Origin of the sequence: Pseudomonas sp. SWRI22 (assembly GCF_014268395.2) — a bacterium.
Classification (GTDB): domain Bacteria; phylum Pseudomonadota; class Gammaproteobacteria; order Pseudomonadales; family Pseudomonadaceae; genus Aquipseudomonas; species Aquipseudomonas paracarnis.
This window is the reverse complement of sequence record NZ_JABWQK020000002.1, coordinates 368,754-387,213: the sequence shown is the minus strand read 5'-3', so window position 1 is coordinate 387,213 and position 18,460 is coordinate 368,754. Positions and strand designations below refer to the sequence as shown.

15 protein-coding genes, 6 tRNA genes, 1 rRNA gene and 1 riboswitch are annotated in these 18,460 nt (G+C 57.5%); of the genes, 4 read left to right on the top strand and 18 right to left on the bottom strand.

Translation table 11 applies throughout. The annotated features are described in order from the left end of the window. Positions 1–230: 230 nt before the first annotated feature. From HU730_RS19105 to HU730_RS19090, 4 genes are all read right to left on the bottom strand, one after another. Positions 231–306 (bottom strand) — tRNA-Ala (locus HU730_RS19105). A gap of 10 nt (positions 307–316) precedes the next feature. Then, positions 317–393: transfer RNA gene (locus HU730_RS19100), tRNA-Ile, on the bottom strand. Between the two features lie 124 nt (positions 394–517). Further along, positions 518–2,054 (bottom strand): 16S ribosomal RNA (locus HU730_RS19095). Between the two features lie 564 nt (positions 2,055–2,618). After that, positions 2,619–2,695, bottom strand: a tRNA-Arg gene (locus HU730_RS19090). Positions 2,696–3,019: 324 nt separating this feature from the next. On the opposite strand from HU730_RS19090, the gene HU730_RS19085 reads away from it, so the two are divergent. Further along, on the top strand, positions 3,020–3,247 hold the full coding sequence (locus HU730_RS19085) for a hypothetical protein (RefSeq protein WP_034128462.1): 228 nt from the start codon (positions 3,020–3,022) through the stop codon (positions 3,245–3,247). Positions 3,248–3,257: 10 nt separating this feature from the next. Then, entirely contained in the window at positions 3,258–3,437 is a 180-nt protein-coding gene (locus HU730_RS26790; RefSeq protein ID WP_233101268.1) for a PA3371 family protein, read from the top strand. 122 nt (positions 3,438–3,559) lie between these two features. Here HU730_RS26790 and HU730_RS19080 read toward each other — a convergent pair whose 3' ends face one another. Further along, complete coding sequence (locus HU730_RS19080) at positions 3,560–3,784, bottom strand: hypothetical protein (RefSeq protein ID WP_106117681.1); 225 nt, start codon at positions 3,782–3,784, stop codon at positions 3,560–3,562. Positions 3,785–3,833: 49 nt separating this feature from the next. On the opposite strand from HU730_RS19080, the gene HU730_RS19075 reads away from it, so the two are divergent. Beyond that, a complete protein-coding gene (locus HU730_RS19075) occupies positions 3,834–4,160 on the top strand; it encodes an Arc family DNA-binding protein (protein ID WP_003193592.1) in 327 nt (108 codons plus the stop codon). A gap of 101 nt (positions 4,161–4,261) precedes the next feature. Here the strand turns inward: HU730_RS19075 and mgtE are convergent, their stop codons facing one another. The 8 genes from mgtE to ltaE all read right to left on the bottom strand — a co-directional run bounded on the left by mgtE (position 4,262) and on the right by ltaE (position 12,009). Next, positions 4,262–5,704 (bottom strand): magnesium transporter, encoded by a 1,443-nt coding sequence (gene mgtE / locus HU730_RS19070; RefSeq protein ID WP_003193593.1) that lies wholly within the window; start codon positions 5,702–5,704, stop codon positions 4,262–4,264. Between the two features lie 348 nt (positions 5,705–6,052). Further along, positions 6,053–6,129 (bottom strand) — tRNA-Arg (locus HU730_RS19065). A gap of 72 nt (positions 6,130–6,201) precedes the next feature. After that, a tRNA-Arg gene (locus tag HU730_RS19060) sits at positions 6,202–6,278 on the bottom strand. A gap of 108 nt (positions 6,279–6,386) precedes the next feature. Next, a tRNA-Ser gene (locus tag HU730_RS19055) sits at positions 6,387–6,477 on the bottom strand. A gap of 62 nt (positions 6,478–6,539) precedes the next feature. Beyond that, positions 6,540–6,728: a carbon storage regulator CsrA gene (csrA, locus tag HU730_RS19050; protein ID WP_003175645.1), complete on the bottom strand. Its 189-nt coding sequence runs from the start codon at positions 6,726–6,728 to the stop codon at positions 6,540–6,542. A gap of 174 nt (positions 6,729–6,902) precedes the next feature. Beyond that, positions 6,903–8,144: an aspartate kinase gene (locus HU730_RS19045; protein ID WP_003193595.1), complete on the bottom strand. Its 1,242-nt coding sequence runs from the start codon at positions 8,142–8,144 to the stop codon at positions 6,903–6,905. Positions 8,145–8,239: 95 nt separating this feature from the next. Further along, positions 8,240–10,858 (bottom strand): alanine--tRNA ligase, encoded by a 2,619-nt coding sequence (gene alaS, locus HU730_RS19040; RefSeq protein WP_014719590.1) that lies wholly within the window; start codon positions 10,856–10,858, stop codon positions 8,240–8,242. A 146-nt stretch (positions 10,859–11,004) separates the two neighbouring features. Further along, entirely contained in the window at positions 11,005–12,009 is a 1,005-nt protein-coding gene (gene ltaE, locus HU730_RS19035) for a low-specificity L-threonine aldolase (protein ID WP_034128464.1), read from the bottom strand. 190 nt (positions 12,010–12,199) lie between these two features. Continuing rightward, a riboswitch (FMN riboswitch) is annotated at positions 12,200–12,369 on the top strand. Between the two features lie 97 nt (positions 12,370–12,466). Here ltaE and HU730_RS19030 point away from each other — a divergent pair. After that, positions 12,467–12,976, top strand: coding sequence for a 6,7-dimethyl-8-ribityllumazine synthase (locus HU730_RS19030; RefSeq protein WP_003193604.1), 510 nt, complete (start codon positions 12,467–12,469; stop codon positions 12,974–12,976). A gap of 133 nt (positions 12,977–13,109) precedes the next feature. On the opposite strand, the gene astE is transcribed toward HU730_RS19030, so the two are convergent. The 5 genes from astE to astA all read right to left on the bottom strand — a co-directional run bounded on the left by astE (position 13,110) and on the right by astA (position 18,431). After that, positions 13,110–14,114, bottom strand: a complete 1,005-nt coding sequence (gene astE, locus HU730_RS19025) for a succinylglutamate desuccinylase (RefSeq protein WP_034128465.1) — start codon at positions 14,112–14,114, stop codon at positions 13,110–13,112. An 11-nt stretch (positions 14,115–14,125) separates the two neighbouring features. Further along, positions 14,126–14,410, bottom strand: coding sequence for a hypothetical protein (locus HU730_RS19020; RefSeq protein ID WP_054922326.1), 285 nt, complete (start codon positions 14,408–14,410; stop codon positions 14,126–14,128). A 26-nt stretch (positions 14,411–14,436) separates the two neighbouring features. Then, a complete protein-coding gene (gene astB, locus HU730_RS19015) occupies positions 14,437–15,783 on the bottom strand; it encodes an N-succinylarginine dihydrolase (protein WP_186527870.1) in 1,347 nt (448 codons plus the stop codon). 156 nt (positions 15,784–15,939) lie between these two features. Next, on the bottom strand, positions 15,940–17,409 hold the full coding sequence (gene astD / locus HU730_RS19010) for a succinylglutamate-semialdehyde dehydrogenase (protein WP_161793223.1): 1,470 nt from the start codon (positions 17,407–17,409) through the stop codon (positions 15,940–15,942). Continuing rightward, positions 17,406–18,431, bottom strand: a complete 1,026-nt coding sequence (astA, locus tag HU730_RS19005) for an arginine N-succinyltransferase (protein ID WP_003193612.1) — start codon at positions 18,429–18,431, stop codon at positions 17,406–17,408. Before astA ends, astD begins: the two co-directional genes overlap by 4 nt. Positions 18,432–18,460: the final 29 nt, after the last annotated feature.

Below are 18,460 nucleotides of genomic sequence, written 5' to 3'. Positions count from 1 at the left end.
CCAAGCAATCTGGTTATACTGTGAAGACGACATTCGCCGAAAATTCGAATTTCTCAATTAAGAGAACTCACAAATTTTACCTTAGCCTGATCCGTTACCAGTGAAAGTAACGTTCAGTCTATCTTTCTATCACATACCCAAATTTTTAAAGAACGATCTAATCAAAGACTAGAAATCAATATTCACTTCAGAATATTCATTTCTAAACTCTAACAAGTAGAAGCAGTTAATGGTGGAGCCAAACGGGATCGAACCGTTGACCTCCTGCGTGCAAGGCAGGCGCTCTCCCAGCTGAGCTATGGCCCCATAACAAAATTGGTGGGTCTGGGCAGATTCGAACTGCCGACCTCACCCTTATCAGGGGTGCGCTCTAACCAACTGAGCTACAGACCCAATTTCGAGCGCGTAACTGATTAGCTAAGAGCTATCAGCTTGGAGCTTAAAGCTGCTTCTATCGTCTTCTTCAATGAATCAAGCAATTCGTGTGGGAACTTATGGAGCAGCTGATGTCGTCGATTAAGGAGGTGATCCAGCCGCAGGTTCCCCTACGGCTACCTTGTTACGACTTCACCCCAGTCATGAATCACACCGTGGTAACCGTCCTCCCGAAGGTTAGACTAGCTACTTCTGGTGCAACCCACTCCCATGGTGTGACGGGCGGTGTGTACAAGGCCCGGGAACGTATTCACCGCGACATTCTGATTCGCGATTACTAGCGATTCCGACTTCACGCAGTCGAGTTGCAGACTGCGATCCGGACTACGATCGGTTTTATGGGATTAGCTCCACCTCGCGGCTTGGCAACCCTCTGTACCGACCATTGTAGCACGTGTGTAGCCCAGGCCGTAAGGGCCATGATGACTTGACGTCATCCCCACCTTCCTCCGGTTTGTCACCGGCAGTCTCCTTAGAGTGCCCACCATTACGTGCTGGTAACTAAGGACAAGGGTTGCGCTCGTTACGGGACTTAACCCAACATCTCACGACACGAGCTGACGACAGCCATGCAGCACCTGTCTCAATGTTCCCGAAGGCACCAATCTATCTCTAGAAAGTTCATTGGATGTCAAGGCCTGGTAAGGTTCTTCGCGTTGCTTCGAATTAAACCACATGCTCCACCGCTTGTGCGGGCCCCCGTCAATTCATTTGAGTTTTAACCTTGCGGCCGTACTCCCCAGGCGGTCAACTTAATGCGTTAGCTGCGCCACTAAAAGCTCAAGGCTTCCAACGGCTAGTTGACATCGTTTACGGCGTGGACTACCAGGGTATCTAATCCTGTTTGCTCCCCACGCTTTCGCACCTCAGTGTCAGTATTAGTCCAGGTGGTCGCCTTCGCCACTGGTGTTCCTTCCTATATCTACGCATTTCACCGCTACACAGGAAATTCCACCACCCTCTACCATACTCTAGTCAGTCAGTTTTGAATGCAGTTCCCAGGTTGAGCCCGGGGATTTCACATCCAACTTAACAAACCACCTACGCGCGCTTTACGCCCAGTAATTCCGATTAACGCTTGCACCCTCTGTATTACCGCGGCTGCTGGCACAGAGTTAGCCGGTGCTTATTCTGTCGGTAACGTCAAAATTGCAGAGTATTAATCTACAACCCTTCCTCCCAACTTAAAGTGCTTTACAATCCGAAGACCTTCTTCACACACGCGGCATGGCTGGATCAGGCTTTCGCCCATTGTCCAATATTCCCCACTGCTGCCTCCCGTAGGAGTCTGGACCGTGTCTCAGTTCCAGTGTGACTGATCATCCTCTCAGACCAGTTACGGATCGTCGCCTTGGTGAGCCATTACCCCACCAACTAGCTAATCCGACCTAGGCTCATCTGATAGCGCAAGGCCCGAAGGTCCCCTGCTTTCTCCCGTAGGACGTATGCGGTATTAGCGTCCGTTTCCGAACGTTATCCCCCACTACCAGGCAGATTCCTAGGCATTACTCACCCGTCCGCCGCTCTCAAGAGAAGCAAGCTTCTCTCTACCGCTCGACTTGCATGTGTTAGGCCTGCCGCCAGCGTTCAATCTGAGCCATGATCAAACTCTTCAGTTCAAACATCTTTGGGTTTTTAAGAAACCCTAAACTTGGCTCAGCAATCGCTGGTTACATCTTTGATTTCTCGCGGAGTAACTTGTGATGCTGATAATCTTGTTGACTATCAGTCTGACTCCACAAGCACCCACACGAATTGCTTGATTCAGTTGTTAAAGAGCGGTTGGTTAAGATCTTTCGTCTCAACCGAGGCGCGCATTCTACAGCAGCCTCATTTGCTGTCAAGTGGTTATTTTCAGAAGTTTTCGAAGATTTCTTCAACAACTTCAACCACTTGCGCTTGCGATCTCTCGTAAGCGGGAGGCGAATTCTACAGGGATCGCCATGAACGTCAACCCCTTATCCGCAAAAAAGCTAAAAAACCATTCGCCTATAAAATCAGGATGCCTCGCCGCCTCTTCTATATAAGAAGAAGCGTATAGCCCTGGGGCGTGAATACCCCCTCCCACACAAATGCATCGAACTCCAACCGGAAGAAGCCCGGCCGAGACCTGCGAAAGCGAGGAGCGAGAAAGACTGTTTTTTTAGACCGGCGAATACCGGAAAGGGAAAGCTCAACAGAGATGGTGTCCCAGGGCCGGTTCGAACGGCCAACCTTCCCCTTAGGAGGGGGATGCTCTATCCAATTGAGCTACTGGGACAAATGCCAAATGCTTACCCGGAAGGGCTAGCGACAGACGGCGTGCATCTTAACGGCCGAGGCTGGTTTTGTCATGTCGTCCGTTGGCATTTTGAATGTAGGCCGATCCCTGCGAATGCATTCAAAGCCTCTCGCTGCAGACCAAAGCCTTCAGATGTATCGTGCAAATTGCACTGCGCCAATATGCCATCATTGCAAACTGCAACCTCAAAACCCCACAAATCAAATCTAACTCTTTGTTTTTATTGGCCTAATAGGTTGGCACGACATCTGCAAAGTCATATATACACAACCAATCGTTTCAGGCACCGTGGAGACCATGACTATGAACAGCGCCCTTCTATTAGCACTGAACGCTGTGGCACTGGCCGCGGTGGTGACGTTTCATTTTCAGCCGACCAATACTGAAGACGGCGCGCAAATCAGCCAAGCCATTCCCCACCATCTGCAACAGCGCCCTCAACTCGCACTGATGACTGCCAACCCCCAGCCCCCCATCCGCCTGACCCAAGAAACCGAATCTGCCCCAGCGGCCGAGCATTGGGTTTTCTGAGAAAATATTCATGTCCAAATCTGCCTGGTTATTTCTGTGCCTGACCCTCATGTCCGCCGCACTAGGCCTGGGGGCCATCTCACAACAAGCTCAAACCCTAGCCTTCGTCGCGAGCGCCGTGCTGGGCAGCCTACTGATAATTGCACTCATCAAGGGTCGCCGAATCAAATTCGATCCACTCCTTCGCTAGCCCTCCCCCGCCGTCCCTTCTCCCTACCTTATGTCGCCTGACACTCGTAAATAGCCGAACAGCTACTAACCTTAAGCTTGCGGGCAAAAGGCCATACCCCTATAGAAAGGACACCCTTCGACTCAGATTCCGCGCTGGCCTGGACGAAGGTTGCCGAGCTTCGCTGCAGCTGCAGGAAATTTTTCCAACCAGTCCGCAAAAACGCAAATCAGTACTGGCATAAAGCCTTTAGGCGGTTCAATATTTGTCACAGAATTGACGCCAATGAAATGGCAAATCTGAGGCATGATGCGGCCTCTTTGCAATTCGCGTTGAACTTTGGTCGTGAGCCTTGTCTTAACACTCATCTTGCGGCCAATTCCAGAAACCGCTCCCCTGAACTAACCGGTTAAATATATGCGCCCATTGAAACAGGCAATTTATTCCAGCCGTACGGCTGACAAATTCGTCGTACGTCTGCCAGACGGAATGCGGGAACGCATTGCCGAGGTGGCTCGCAATCATCACCGCAGCATGAACTCCGAAATCATCGCACGCCTGGAACAAAGCCTTATTCAGGAAGGTGCCTTGGGTGAAGAGTTGAGCATGCGCCTGGACAGCCCCGAGCTGTCACTGCACGAACGCGAACTGCTGCAGCGTTTTCGTCAGCTCTCCCACCGCCAGCAAAATGCTCTCGTCTCGCTTATCGCGCACGACGTGGAGGCGGCCGCAGAAGCCAATTGATTGACACCTGAAAGCCGAAGCCAGCCCTGTGCTGGCTTTTTTTTGCGTCGAGTTTGGGGATAAGAAGCAAAGCGAGGGCAGGTTTGCCCTCGCGGGAAGGGTCAGAGCAGGAAGATCGTTGCCAGGCCCAGGAAGATGAAGAAACCACCACTGTCAGTCATGGCCGTGATCATCACACTGGCACCCATGGCGGGATCGCGACCTAGACGCGCCAAGGTCATGGGGATCAATACCCCCATCAAGGCCGCCAGCAACAGGTTAAGGGTCATGGCCGCAGTCATGACCACACCTAGGGACCAACTACCGTAGAGCAAGTAGGCCACCACGCCAATCACGCCCCCCCACACCAATCCGTTTATGAGGCCTACAGCCAGTTCCTTGCGCAACAGCCGTGAGGAATTGGCGGTACTGACCTGGTCCAGCGCCATGGCGCGCACGATCATGGTGATGGTCTGGTTCCCGGAGTTGCCGCCAATGCCCGCCACAATCGGCATCAACGCCGCCAAGGCAACCAGCTTCTCGATGGAGCCTTCAAACAACCCGATCACGCGAGAAGCGATAAACGCGGTAATCAGATTGATAGCCAGCCAAGCCCAGCGGTTATGCAGTGAACGCCAGACCGACGCGAAAATATCTTCCTCTTCACGCAAACCCGCCATGTTGAGGACTTCGGTTTCACTTTCCTCACGGATCAAGTCGACGATTTCATCGATGGTCAGACGACCGATCAACTTGCCGTTCTTATCTACCACCGGAGCCGAGATCAAGTCGTAACGCTCGAATGCCTGGGCCGCGTCGTAGGCATCTTCGTCCGGGTGGAAGCTCACGGTATCGCTGGCCATCAGGTCAGCAACTTTTTTCTCCGGATCATTGACCAGCAGGCGCTTGATCGGCAAAACGCCTTTGAGGATGCCCTCATAGTCGACCACAAACAATTTGTCGGTGTGGCCGGGCAACTCTTTGAGGCGGCGCAGGTAACGCAGCACCACTTCCAGGCTGACGTCTTCGCGGATGGTGACCATCTCGAAGTCCATCAGGGCGCCGACCTGATCCTCGTCGTACGACAGCGCGGAACGCACACGCTCACGCTGCTGCGTGTCGAGCGCTTCCATCAACTCATGGACAACATCACGGGGCAGCTCAGGGGCCAGGTCAGCAAGCTCGTCCGCATCCATCTCCTTGGCGGCAGCCAGGAGTTCGTGGTCATCCATGTCGGCGATGAGCGTCTCACGCACCGAGTCCGATACTTCCAGAAGGATGTCACCGTCGCGATCAGCCTTCACCAACTGCCACAGGGTCAGTCGGTCATCCAACGGCAAGGCTTCAAGAATGTAGGCGACGTCGGCGGAGTGCAGGTCATCGAGCTTGCGTTGCAACTCGACGAGGTTTTGCCGGTGAACCAGGTTTTCGACGCGGTCGTGGTTCGGACCTTCCTGGCGGTGCGTGAGGTCTTCGACCACTCGCTGGCGCTGCAGCAGCTCGATAACTTGAGCCAGACGATCCTGCAGGCTTTCTTGTGTTTTCTTTACTTCTACTTCGGTCATAGGCGAACTCCACTCCCAGCAGCGGGGCACGCCGGAAGGATCAATCAGTCAATTCATGATTGGTAAAACGGGGTACTGAGTAACTACTGGGTAAGTCCATGGAGGTATTCCACAAGCCCCGGCGGGGCTGACGGGCGCATGATACACCGCCCGGACGTTTTAAACGTTAAAAAACTGGAAAGAACAAGCGCTTGCACGCCAAAGCTCAGTATTGGCTGCATCTATGAACTGCGACGACGCAGACGCATGGGAAAACACATGAGGAGGGAGAAAAAGGAGGACGCCGGATAAAGCCTATAAAAACCCCAGACGGCAAAAAGCCCGCACTAGGCGGGCTTTTTGTTTGTATGGTGCACTCGACAGGATTCGAACCTGTGACCGCTCGGTTCGTAGCCGAGTACTCTATCCAGCTGAGCTACGAGTGCAGATTGTGTTTTTAGACCAGATCACAACTGGTTGAAGCCAAGCTACCTGCATCGCTGCAACTAACTCTTAAATGGTGCACTCGACAGGATTCGAACCTGTGACCGCTCGGTTCGTAGCCGAGTACTCTATCCAGCTGAGCTACGAGTGCATTTGTTGCCGCGCATTATAGGCCGTTCAATCTCTATGTAAAGCTATTTTTTCGAGTATTTTCAACAACTTACCGAAAAAACCAGATTGCAACGTACTAAGCAAATAATGGCGGAGAACGGGGGATTCGAACCCCCGACACCCTTTTGAGGTGTACTCCCTTAGCAGGGGAGCGCCTTCGGCCACTCGGCCAGCTCTCCGCAACACGGGGCGTATATTAACCACGTTCCTCCCCGTTTGCAAACATAAAAAACGATAAAAATTAAAGGCTTGGTTCTTCGTCCTTCTCTTTCTTGATCCGCAGGTAGATTTCCTCGCGGTGGACCGCCACCTCTTTCGGAGCGTTAACCCCAATACGTACTTGATTGCCTTTGACGCCGAGCACGGTCACAGTGATTTCGCCATCACCGATAATCAGGCTTTCTGCGCAACGACGAGTCAGAATCAGCATACCTTTCACCTCACGCATTTCAGTTCAGGAACAACAGTCTGCAAAAAAAAAGCATTCGACCTACAACCAAAAGGTCGTAGCCCTACTCGCTAAGTATTGTCGAGCCCATGCAAAAGACCATGTACCCCACAAAAAAATGAAAGGCGCGGTAAACCGCGCCTTCCTGGCAACGCATCACTCGCCCTGTCGGGCCGGAGCATCCAACTCAAAAGCCGTATGCAGCGCGCGTACAGCCAGCTCCAGGTACTTCTCTTCGAGGACGACCGAGACTTTGATTTCCGAGGTGGAAATCATCTGGATGTTGATACCTTCTTTGGCAAGAGCCCCGAACATACGGCTGGCAACGCCAGCATGGGAACGCATGCCCACCCCGACGATCGACACCTTGGCAATCTTGGTATCGCCGACCACTTCACGGGCGCCAATCTCGCTCGCAGTGTTCTGCAGGATTTTCAATGCTGCATCATATTCATTGCGGTGCACGGTGAAGGTGAAATCGGTGGTGTTGTCGTGCGAAACGTTCTGCACGATCATGTCGACTTCAACATTCGCATCGCTGACAGGCCCCAGAATCTTGAAAGCCACGCCTGGGGTGTCTGGCACGCCACGGATCGTCAGCTTGGCTTCATCGCGATTGAAAGCGATGCCGGAAATGATCGGCTGTTCCATGGATTCCTCTTCATCAATAGTAATGAGGGTGCCCGGACCCTCCTTGAAGCTGTGCAATACGCGCAGCGGAACGTTGTACTTGCCGGCGAACTCCACCGCGCGAATCTGCAACACCTTGGAACCAAGGCTGGCCATTTCCAGCATTTCTTCAAAGGTGATCTTGTCAAGACGCTGGGCCACTGGCACGACGCGTGGGTCAGTGGTGTAGACGCCATCCACATCGGTATAGATCTGGCATTCGTCAGCCTTGAGCGCTGCCGCCAGGGCCACACCGGTGGTGTCCGAACCGCCACGACCCAGCGTGGTGATGTTGCCGTGCTCATCTACGCCCTGGAAACCCGCTACAACTACCACGCGCCCTGCTTTGAGATCAGTGCGAATTTTCTGATCATCAATCTGCAGGATCCGCGCCTTGGTATGTGCGCTGTCTGTAAGAATGCGCACCTGGCTACCAGTGTAGGACACCGCTGGCACGCCACGCTTGTTCAGCGCCATTGCCAACAGCGCAATGGTTACCTGCTCGCCCGTGGAGACGATCACATCCAGCTCGCGCGGCAGCGGCTGTTGATCACCGCTGATGGCCTTGGCCAGATCGATCAGGCGATTGGTCTCGCCACTCATGGCCGACAGCACCACTACCAGGTCATCGCCAGCATCGCGGAACTTCTTAACCTTGTCGGCGACCTGCTCGATTCTTTCGACAGAACCGACCGAGGTGCCTCCAAATTTCTGTACGATCAAAGCCATTTCCAAGCCGCCTCAGCCCGTAAAGGGGCGCCTAATTTCCAATCCACCCGCACTGAACAAGCCCGTGACTAGACCACGGACCAGTTAACAGTGCTTTAAATACCTGCCTCGACAAATGGCACGGTCAAGGCCAGCGCCGCGTCCAGGGCTGCGGCATCGACACCACCGCCTTGCGCCATGTCCGGACGACCACCGCCCTTGCCGCCCACTGTCGCAGCGGCTTGCTTCATCAAATCACCGGCTTTGAGTTGGCCAGTCAGGTCCTTGGTTACACCAGCAACCAGAACGACCTTATCCTCATGGACACTGCCGAGCAGGATCACTGCGCGGCCGAGCTTGTTCTTCAACTGATCGACCAAGGCCAACAGCGCCTTGCCATCCTGGCCGTCCAGGCGCGCAGCCAGGACTTTTACGTCCTTGACGTCAACCGCCGCGGCCGACAGGTCATCGCCCGCAGCGCTCGCCGCCTTGGCCTGCAACTGCTCCAGCTGTTTCTCAAGCGCACGGTTGCGCTCCAGCACGGCGGACAGCTTGTCGATCAGGTTGTCGCGGCTGCCCTTGACCAGGCCGGCCGCTTCCTTGAGTTGTTCTTCGGCTGCATTGAGGTAAGCCAGGGCCGCAGCACCGGTTACCGCTTCAATACGACGTACGCCCGAGGCCACACCACCTTCGCTGATGATCTTCAGCAGGCCGATATCGCCGGTGCGGTTGGCGTGGATGCCACCACAGAGTTCTACCGAGAAGCTGCCGCCCATGCTCAGTACGCGGACTTCGTCGCCGTACTTCTCGCCAAACAGCGCCATGGCGCCTTTATTCCTGGCGGTCTCGATATCGGTTTCTTCGGTTTCAACCGGGGTATTCTTGCGAATCTCGGCGTTGACGATGTCTTCCAGGGCCTTGATCTGCTCAGGCTTGATCGCTTCAAAGTGGCTGAAGTCAAAACGCAGGCGCTGGCTGTCCACCAACGAACCTTTTTGCTGCACGTGCTCGCCCAGTACCTGGCGCAGTGCGGCATGCAGCAAGTGAGTAGCCGAGTGGTTCAACGCGGTGGCATGCCGTACGTCGGCATCGACCTGGGTGTCTACCGGTGCGCCCACGGTCAAGTTGCCCAGCACCAGCACACCGTGATGCAGGAAAGCCCCGCCGGTCTTGGTGGTGTCGCGCACATCAAAACGACCGGATGTCGAGCTCAGGAAACCGCAATCGCCAATCTGGCCACCCGACTCGGCATAGAACGGCGTCTGGTCCAGCACCACAACCGCCTCTTCACCTTCGCTCAACACGTCGACCGACTTGCCGTCTTTATAGATGGCGACGATCTTGGCCGAGCCCGCAGTCGCCTTGTAGCCGGTGAACTCGGTCGGTACGTCAACCTTGACCAGGGTGTTGTAGTCCAGGCCAAAGGAGCTGGCCGAACGTGCGCGCACGCGCTGGGCTTCCATCTCACGCTCGAAACCGGCTTCGTCGACGGTCAACTCACGCTCGCGGGCGATGTCGGCAGTCAGGTCCATCGGGAAACCATAGGTGTCGTACAACTTGAACACCACATCACCCGGCACCACGGTGCCTTTGAGCTCAGCCAGGTCCTGTTCCAGAATCTTCAGGCCATGCTCCAGGGTCTTGGAGAATTGCTCCTCTTCAGCCTTGAGCACCCGCTCGATGTTGCTTTGCTGTTGCTTGAGTTCCGGGAAGGCATCGCCCATCTCGGCAACCAGCGCGGCCACGATCTTGTAGAAGAAGCTGCCGGTAGCGCCCAGCTTGTTACCGTGGCGGCACGCGCGACGGATGATGCGACGCAGCACGTAGCCACGGCCTTCGTTGGACGGCAGCACGCCGTCGGCGATCAGAAAACCGCAGGAACGGATGTGGTCCGACACCACCTTGAGCGAAGACTGGCCTTCATTGGCGCAGCCAATGGCCGCCGCCGAGGCGCTCAGCAGGTTGGTGAACAGGTCGATTTCGTAGTTGGAGTGAACGTGCTGCATCACCGCACTGATCCGCTCCAGGCCCATGCCGGTGTCCACCGACGGTGCCGGCAGCGGATGCAACACGCCATCGGCGGTGCGGTTGAACTGCATGAACACGTTGTTCCAGATCTCGATGTAACGGTCGCCGTCTTCTTCCGGCGAGCCTGGCGGGCCACCCCAGATATCGTCGCCGTGATCGTAGAAAATCTCGGTGCACGGGCCGCACGGGCCGGTATCACCCATGGTCCAGAAGTTATCGGACGCATAGGGCGCGCCTTTGTTGTCACCGATACGGATCATGCGCTCGGCAGGTACACCGATTTCCTGGGTCCAGATGTCATACGCTTCATCGTCCGTCGCGTACACGGTGACCCAGAGCTTTTCCTTGGGCAGCTTCAGCACGCCGGTGAGGAAGGTCCAGGCGAACGTGATCGCGTCTTTCTTGAAATAGTCGCCGAAGCTGAAGTTACCCAGCATCTCGAAAAAGGTGTGGTGACGAGCGGTGTAGCCGACGTTTTCCAGGTCACTGTTCTTGCCGCCGGCGCGTACGCACTTCTGGCTGCTGGTAGCGCGGGTGTAGGCGCGCTTTTCCTGGCCCAGGAAGCAGTCCTTGAACTGGTTCATCCCCGCGTTAGTGAACAGCAGGGTTGGGTCATTGCCTGGGATCAAGGAGCTGGAGGCTACACGGGTGTGACCTTGCTCTTCGAAGAAGCGAAGGAAGGCTTCACGGATTTCTGCGCTTTTCATTAGGTTCTTCCACGGAGGCTGCGGCCAAAGGCCAGTGCGCAACATCATCAGACGGAGCGACGGCAAAGGGCCGCATTATATCGGCCCTTTGCCGGTGGTACAGCGTGTTTATGTGATAGAAACAGTCAATTAGACGGCCTGCACTGTCATTTCTGCGAAAACGCGACGAATGTCTGCAGCACTTGCTCGATCTGCGCCCGGCTGACGTCCAGATGGGTGACCATGCGCAGGCGCGGCGCGGCACTCAACTTGACCCCACGCTCGGCCGCAAAGGCCTTCAGCGCCTGCGCCTGATCGCCTACCTGCACATACACCATATTGGTCTGCACCGGCTCGACGCTGTAGCCGGCCTTGCGTAACTCATCGCCCAGCCATTGCGCGTTGGCATGGTCGTCAGCCAGGCGCTGTACCTGATGATCGAGAGCATACAACCCCGCCGCCGCCAGTGAGCCGGCCTGGCGCATGCCGCCGCCGACCATCTTGCGCAAGCGCCGAGCCTTGGCGATCAGCGCCGCCGAGCCACACAGCACCGAACCGACCGGCGCGCCGAGGCCCTTGGACAGGCACACCGACACCGAATCGAAGTGCTGGGCGATTTCTCTCGCATCCACCCCCAGCTTGACTGCTGCGTTGTAAAGGCGGGCGCCATCCAGGTGCAGGGCCAGGCCGTGCTCGTGGGTAAATGCCCGGGCCTTGGCCAGATAATCCAGCGGCAGCACTTTGCCCTGCATGGTGTTTTCCAGCGCCAGCAGGCGCGTGCGCGCGAAGTGGAAGTCGTCGGGCTTGATGGCTGCAAGCACCTGGTTCAGATCAAGGGAGCCATCAGCTTGCACTTCCAGGGGCTGCGGCTGGATCGACCCCAGCACCGCCGCACCGCCACCTTCGTATTTGTAGGTGTGGGCCTGCTGGCCGACGATGTATTCCTCGCCGCGCTCACAGTGAGCCATCAACGCCAGCAGGTTGCTCATGGTGCCGGTGGGTACGAACAGCGCCGCGGCAAAGCCCAGGCGCTTGGCCAACTCGGCCTCCAAGCGGTTGACGCTGGGGTCTTCACCATAAACATCATCGCCGCTGACGGCGCTGGCCATTGCGTCGAGCATGCCGGGGGTAGGTTGGGTCACTGTGTCGCTGCGCAGGTCGATCACGGTCATGAAGGGGGCCTCTAACGGAGTGGATAAGTCCTTTTGTGTGTGATTACTGCGGGCAAAGCCACGGAATATCAAGCCCCTATTGCATTCATTCGAATACCAACCAATCAAACCGATATAAGTTATCGAGACGGCAGCCGTGCAGTTTTCGAAAAACCATGTTAAAAACTCTCCGCCGCCAGGGTTCTGGCGGCAACGTTCTCAGGGCGGGGTGCAATTCCCCACCGGCGGTAATTGCACGCAATGTGCATAGCCCGCGAGCGCTTGGCGCCTTGAACTGCTCAGGCAGGACGGCGACAAGGTCAGCAGACCCGGTGTGATCCCGGGGCCGACGGTCATAGTCCGGATGAAGAGAGAACGGGATTGGCACCTAAGGGCCGCGCGCCTGTTTGCGCATGCGTACCCTTAAATCCCATTCGATTCATAACGCCCTGTTTTTTTCTTAAACAGGAGTCAGAACATGCAACCCACCGCAATCGACAGCAAAAGCAAAAACCATCACGGCGAGCGCGTCGCGTTTATCCAGGCCTGCTGGCACAAGGATATTGTCGACCAATCGCGCAAAGGCTTCCTCGCCGAAATGATCGCCCAGGGTTATCAGGAATCGGACATCGACTTCTTCGAAGTCGGCGGCGCCTTTGAAATGCCCCTACACGCCAAATTGCTGGCCAAGACCGGCCGTTACGCCGGGATCGTCGCTGCCGCGCTGGTGGTGGACGGTGGCATCTACCGTCACGAATTCGTCGCGCAATCAGTGGTCAGCGGCCTGATGCAGGTGCAGTTGGAAACTGAAGTGCCGGTGTTCTCGGTGTCCCTGACGCCGCACCACTTCCATGCCGGCAGCGAGCACACCACGTTCTTCTATGAGCACTTCGTGCACAAGGGTCAGGAAGCTGCGCGTACCTGCGCCGATACACTGCACAAAGTGCGGGCGATCCGTCGTAGCGAGCCGCGTGCGGTAGCGGTCTAAATCCAAGCCTCACCGCAAACCAGTGTGGGAGCTGGCTTGCCTGCGAGCAGACACCTGGGGTGGATCAGTGATACCCAGGTGATGCTATCGCAGGCGAGCCAGCTCCCACATTGGACTGAGCCAGACTTGGCTCTCAGGCCAGGCCGGCATCGGTGGTGGGCACGATCAATATCCCGGCGCGCAAGCCGTTCTTCACCTTTGGGTTGGGGAAGATGATGCGGGCGCCCTCCTCCTCGATCACCCAGCGGGTCTTGGCCACGTCTTCGGCCAGCAGGTAGCCCTTTTCCAATTCCGAAAAGTTTTCCACATCTGCGGGCAGGTGCAGCAGGAAGGCGTCGCTGTGCTTGATCACTTCCCGTGCAACGGCGAAGAGCTTCAGGCCGTCGAGGTTGCCGGTCTCAGGCTCGTTGCCCTCGATGATCTGCTTCAGACGCACTTCCAGGCGCGACACGTCCACACCGTCGTTCTGCCCGAACGGGCGCGCCTTGCCCAACTCCAGGGTAAAAGCCTCGGCGCCGAGTTGCTCGTAGGTAAAGGCGGTGAAGGTAATCGAGGTTTTGTTCTGCAGCAGCACCGCCTGCATGCCGGCCGCGTTCAAGCGCTCCAGCTCACGGCGCGAATGCTGTCGGTCTTCCTTCCACGGGTACAACGCGAACTGCTCGATTTTTGAACCACGAATCGCGGTATGCAGGTCGTAATGCAGGCGCGAGCGGCCAGGCAGGCTGAAAAAGCTGCGGGCCAATTGCTCAAGCTCGGCGGCGCGCATGGCTTCGGGGCCGATGTTTTGTTCGTGACGGCCATTGAACAGCCGGTTGACGTCCAGCTCGAGGTAACGCTCACCGCGGCGCATGGCCTCGGTATTACCGAACAGGAACAGAATACGGGTTCGGGGTTTGATCTCCCCGCGGGCAATGCCATGCAACAGGCGGTCGAGCAATTCGATCGGCGCGGTTTCGTTGCCATGGATGCCGGACGACAGCAGCAAGTCGCTGCCGTTGTCCAGAGCTTCAGGAGGACGCACTTCAAGCGCGCCTTCGCTGAGCCAGCGCATCTGCACGCCGTCGACAGTCAGTTGAATTTTTTGCGCCGGTTCACGACCGGCGAGGGTCAGTTCAAGCAGTTTGCCGAGGGCGAGCATAAGCAGCTTCCTTAGTGGTTGCAGCCTGGGCCATGGACGTGATCGTCGTCACCTTCAACGTCGGCCGGTTCCATTTCCAGCTGCAGGCTCATCAGGTTGGTGGCCAATGGGCGCATCAGCAGGTTGGCGTACTCGGCGTCGCCCTCCTCTACGTCTACGCCAATCAGCAGTTGGCCGCGGCCATCGTGCTGGATCCAGATCTCCTTGCCCTGCCAGACCACGGCGACGCGGGTGCAGGAGGTTTCCAGCTGGGTGCCGTCGGTGTCTTCAAGGATGAGTTTCAGGGTGTCGGTCATAAATAAAATATCTCAGCCGTGTGGCATTAATTGATCTGGAAAGGATAAACCGAGCCCAGTTTAAGGATTTGCGTCAGTTCATCCAGTGCCGTCCGGCACTCAAGCAGCAACTGCGGGTCAGCCAGGTCGGTTTCGCGCAGGCTGTCGCGGTAGTGCTTGCCCACCCAATGGGTCAGGGTTTCGTACAACGGCGCGGTCATGATAACCCCTGGGTTCACGGCCGCCAGCTCGGTTTCGTTCAACGCCACGCGCAGGCGCAGGCACGCCGGCCCACCGCCATTCTGCATGCTTTGCTTGAGGTCGAAGACCTTGACTTCGCGGATCAGCCCGCCGGAAGCGGTCAAGCCTTGCAGGTACTGCCACACGCGCTCATTGGCGCGGCACTCTTCCGGCACGATCAGCAGCATCGAACCGTCAGGACGAGTCAGCAACTGGCTGTTGAACAGGTAGGAACGCACCGCGTCCTCGACACTGACCAACGCGCGGGGCACACACACCGACTGGAAGTTGCCGCCCAGCTTGCTCAACTTGCCGTGTAGTTCGGCGAGCACCTGTTCGGTGTTGAGGAACGCATCCTCGTGATAGAACAGCACCTCGCCGTTGCCCACCGCGATCACATCGTTGTGGAACACACCGGCATCGATCACCGCAGGGTTCTGCTGGGCGTAGACCACGCCGTGCTCCTTCAAGCCATGCAGGCGCGCAACGGCCTGGGAGGCTTCGAGGGTCTGGCGCGCCGGGTACTTCTGCGGGGCCGGGTAACGGGGGTCGAAAGCACTTCGGCCGAAGACGAAAAACTCGACGCCCGCCTCGCCGTACTCACGACAGAAACGCGTGTGGTTGGCCGCGCCTTCATCGCCAAACTGCGCCACGGCCGGCAAGGCGGCGTGGTGAGCGAAATGCTTGCCATCGGCGAACATCGCCCCCAGCACTCGGCTGGTGGTGGGGTGCTCGATGCTGCGGTGGTATTTGCAATTGAGGTTGGCAGCGGTGAAATGCACACGACCGTCTGCGGTGTCGGCGCTTGGGCTGACGGTGGCGGCGTTGGCTACCCACATGCTGGATGCCGAGCAGCTCGCTACCAGCAAAGGCATGGCCTGCCTGGCAGCCTGCTCGATCACCTGAGCGTCGGTGCCGCTGAAACCCAAGCTGCGCAAGGCGGCTACATCCGGGCGCTCCTGGGGCGCCAATACACCTTGCACAAAGCCCATGTCCATCAGGGCTTTCATTTTCTGCAGGCCCTGCAACGCCGCTTCCTTCGGGTTGGAAGACTGCTGGCTGTTGCTTTGGGACGCGACGTTGCCGAAGGACAAGCCGCCGTAGTTATGGGTCGGCCCCACTAGACCGTCAAAATTGACTTCATAGGATTTCATCGGCGAGGCTCCACAAACATCTGTTTTTATAGGCATCAAATCACTTGAATACACCACAGATCCATTGTGGGAGCGGGCTTGCTCGCAAAAGCGGTGGTTCAGTCACTTCAAATGTTGAATGAAACACCGCATTCGCGAGCAAGCCCGCTCCCACATTTAGATCAGCGTTATACCTGGCGTGAGCGTTGCCGGGACTATCAGGCTTGGCGTTTCCAACGACGCCACCGGGTACGCGCAATAATCCGCCGCGTAATAGGCACTGGCGCGATGATTGCCCGACGCCCCGACACCACCGAACGGCGCGGTACTGGCAGCGCCGGTCAACTGCTTGTTCCAGTTGACGATACCGGCGCGGCTTTCCAGCCAGAACTGCTGGTAACGCGCTTCGGAGTCCGACAACAGGCCAGCGGCCAGGCCGTACTGGGTGTTGTTGGCCTCAGCGATGGCACCGGCAAAATCCGCATAGCGGATCACCTGCAGCAGCGGGCCGAACAGCTCTTCGTCTTCACGTTCCGTCACCCCGGTTACGTCGATGATTCCAGGGGTCAACAAAGCGGCCTGAGCCTGAGGCTGGGTCATCTCCAGCAGTGCCACGGCGCCATTGGCCAACATCAGTTCCTGGGCTTGCATCAAGGCTTTGGCCGCAGCCAGGGAGATCACCGACCCCATGAACGGCGCCGGTTGCTGGTCGAAAGCGCCCACTTCAATGCTCGCACTCACCGCCACCAAGCGCGCCAGCAAGGCATCGCCCCAGGCACCTTGCGGCACCAGCAAGCGGCGCGCGCACGTGCAACGCTGGCCCGCCGAGATAAACGCCGACTGGATGATGGTGTACACCGCCGCATCCACGTCGGCGACTTCGTCCACGACCAGCGGGTTATTACCGCCCATTTCCAGGGCAAGGATCTTGTCGGGGCGCCCTGAGAATTGCTGGTGCAAGTGGTTGCCGGTGCGGCTGGAGCCGGTAAAGAACAGGCCGTCGATGCCTGGGTTGGCCGCCAGGGCGATGCCGGTTTCCCGCGCGCCTTGCAGCAGGTTCAGCACGCCCGCCGGCAAACCGGCTTCGATCCAGCACTGTACGGTCAGCTCGGCGACCTTGGGGGTCAGCTCGCTCGGTTTGAACAGCACGGTATTGCCCGCCAGCAACGCCGGGACGATGTGCCCATTGGGCAAGTGCCCAGGGAAGTTGTAAGGGCCGAACACCGCCACCACACCGTGGGGTTTATGGCGCAACACAGCGGTGGCGTCGCCCAGGGGGCCGCTCTTCTCGCCGGTACGCTCGCGGTAGCTTTGCACCGAGATCGCAATCTTGTTGGCCATGCTGGTGACTTCAGTGGCCGACTCCCACAGTGGCTTGCCGGTTTCTTCGCCAATGCAGCGGGCGATTTCATCGGCACGGCTTTTAAGCGTGGCGGCGAAGGTTTCCAGCACGCTGATGCGTTCTTCGAGCGGGCGCTTGGCCCATGCCGGGAATGCCTGACGCGCAGCCTGCACGGCGGATTCGACCTGTTCAGCACTGGCACCATTGCCAGCCCACAGCACTTGCTGAGTCACCGGGTTGCGCGATTCAAACAGCTCACCCTGGCCAGCCAGCCAGCTACCTGCGATATACAGCGAATTCATTATTTGGACTCCCGAGCAGCAGACAACGCAACAGCACGTACTTGATCACCCACCACCAATTGCAGGCGCTTGGCGGTCTGTGGATCGACCACCAGCGTACCTGCCGCCAGACGGGCCGGAGCGGCGGTGATACGGCATTCCTCGCGCTTGCGGTTATGGATCAGGAACGGCGTGGCATCGTCCCCCGGCGTGCCGATGGCCAACACCAGTGACTGGCTGTCGCGCACCGCACGGATCTTGCTGGTTTCACATTCCACCGCCGGGCCGGCGTCGAAAATATCCACGTAGCCCTGGTAGCTGAAGCCTTCGCTCTTGAGCATGCTCAAGGCCGGCTCGGTGTCCGGATGGACCTTGCCGATCACATTGCGCGCATCCTCGGACAGGAAGCAGCTGTACAGCGGAAACTTCGGCATCAGCTCGGCGATAAACGCCTTGTTGCCCACACCGGTCAGGTAGTCGGCCTGGCTGAACTCCATCTTGAAGAAGTGGCGGCCCAGGCTTTCCCAGAACGGCGAACGCCCGGCGTCGTTGGATACGCCACGCATCTCGGCAATGATCTTGTTGCCGAACAACTGCGGGAATTCGGCGATAAACAACATGCGCGCCTTGGCCAACATGCGCCCGTTAAGCCCGTTGCGGTAATCGGCGTGCAAAAACAACGAGCACAATTCGGAATTGCCGGTGAGGTCGTTGGCCAAAAACAGCGTCGGAATCTCGCGGTAGATATTCAGCTCCTGGGAGGCGCTGACGGTCAGCCCGACCCGGAAGTTGTACCAGGGCTCACGCAGGCCCACGGCACCGGCAATGGCAGAAATACCCACCACGCGGCCTTCGTCGTTTTCCAGCACGAACAGGTAGTCGGCATCGCCGCGCCCGGCTTCGCCGCGAAAGGTTTTTTCCGCCCAGCCCACCCGGTGGGTCAGGCGCTCTTCGTTGGCCGGCAAGGTGGTGAGGCCGGTGCCAGTGCTGCGCGCCAGGTCTATCAGGGCCGGTAAATCGCTGCTGCGTACGGGACGAACGATCATGCTATCTCCTCGAACGGGCCGCTGTTGTC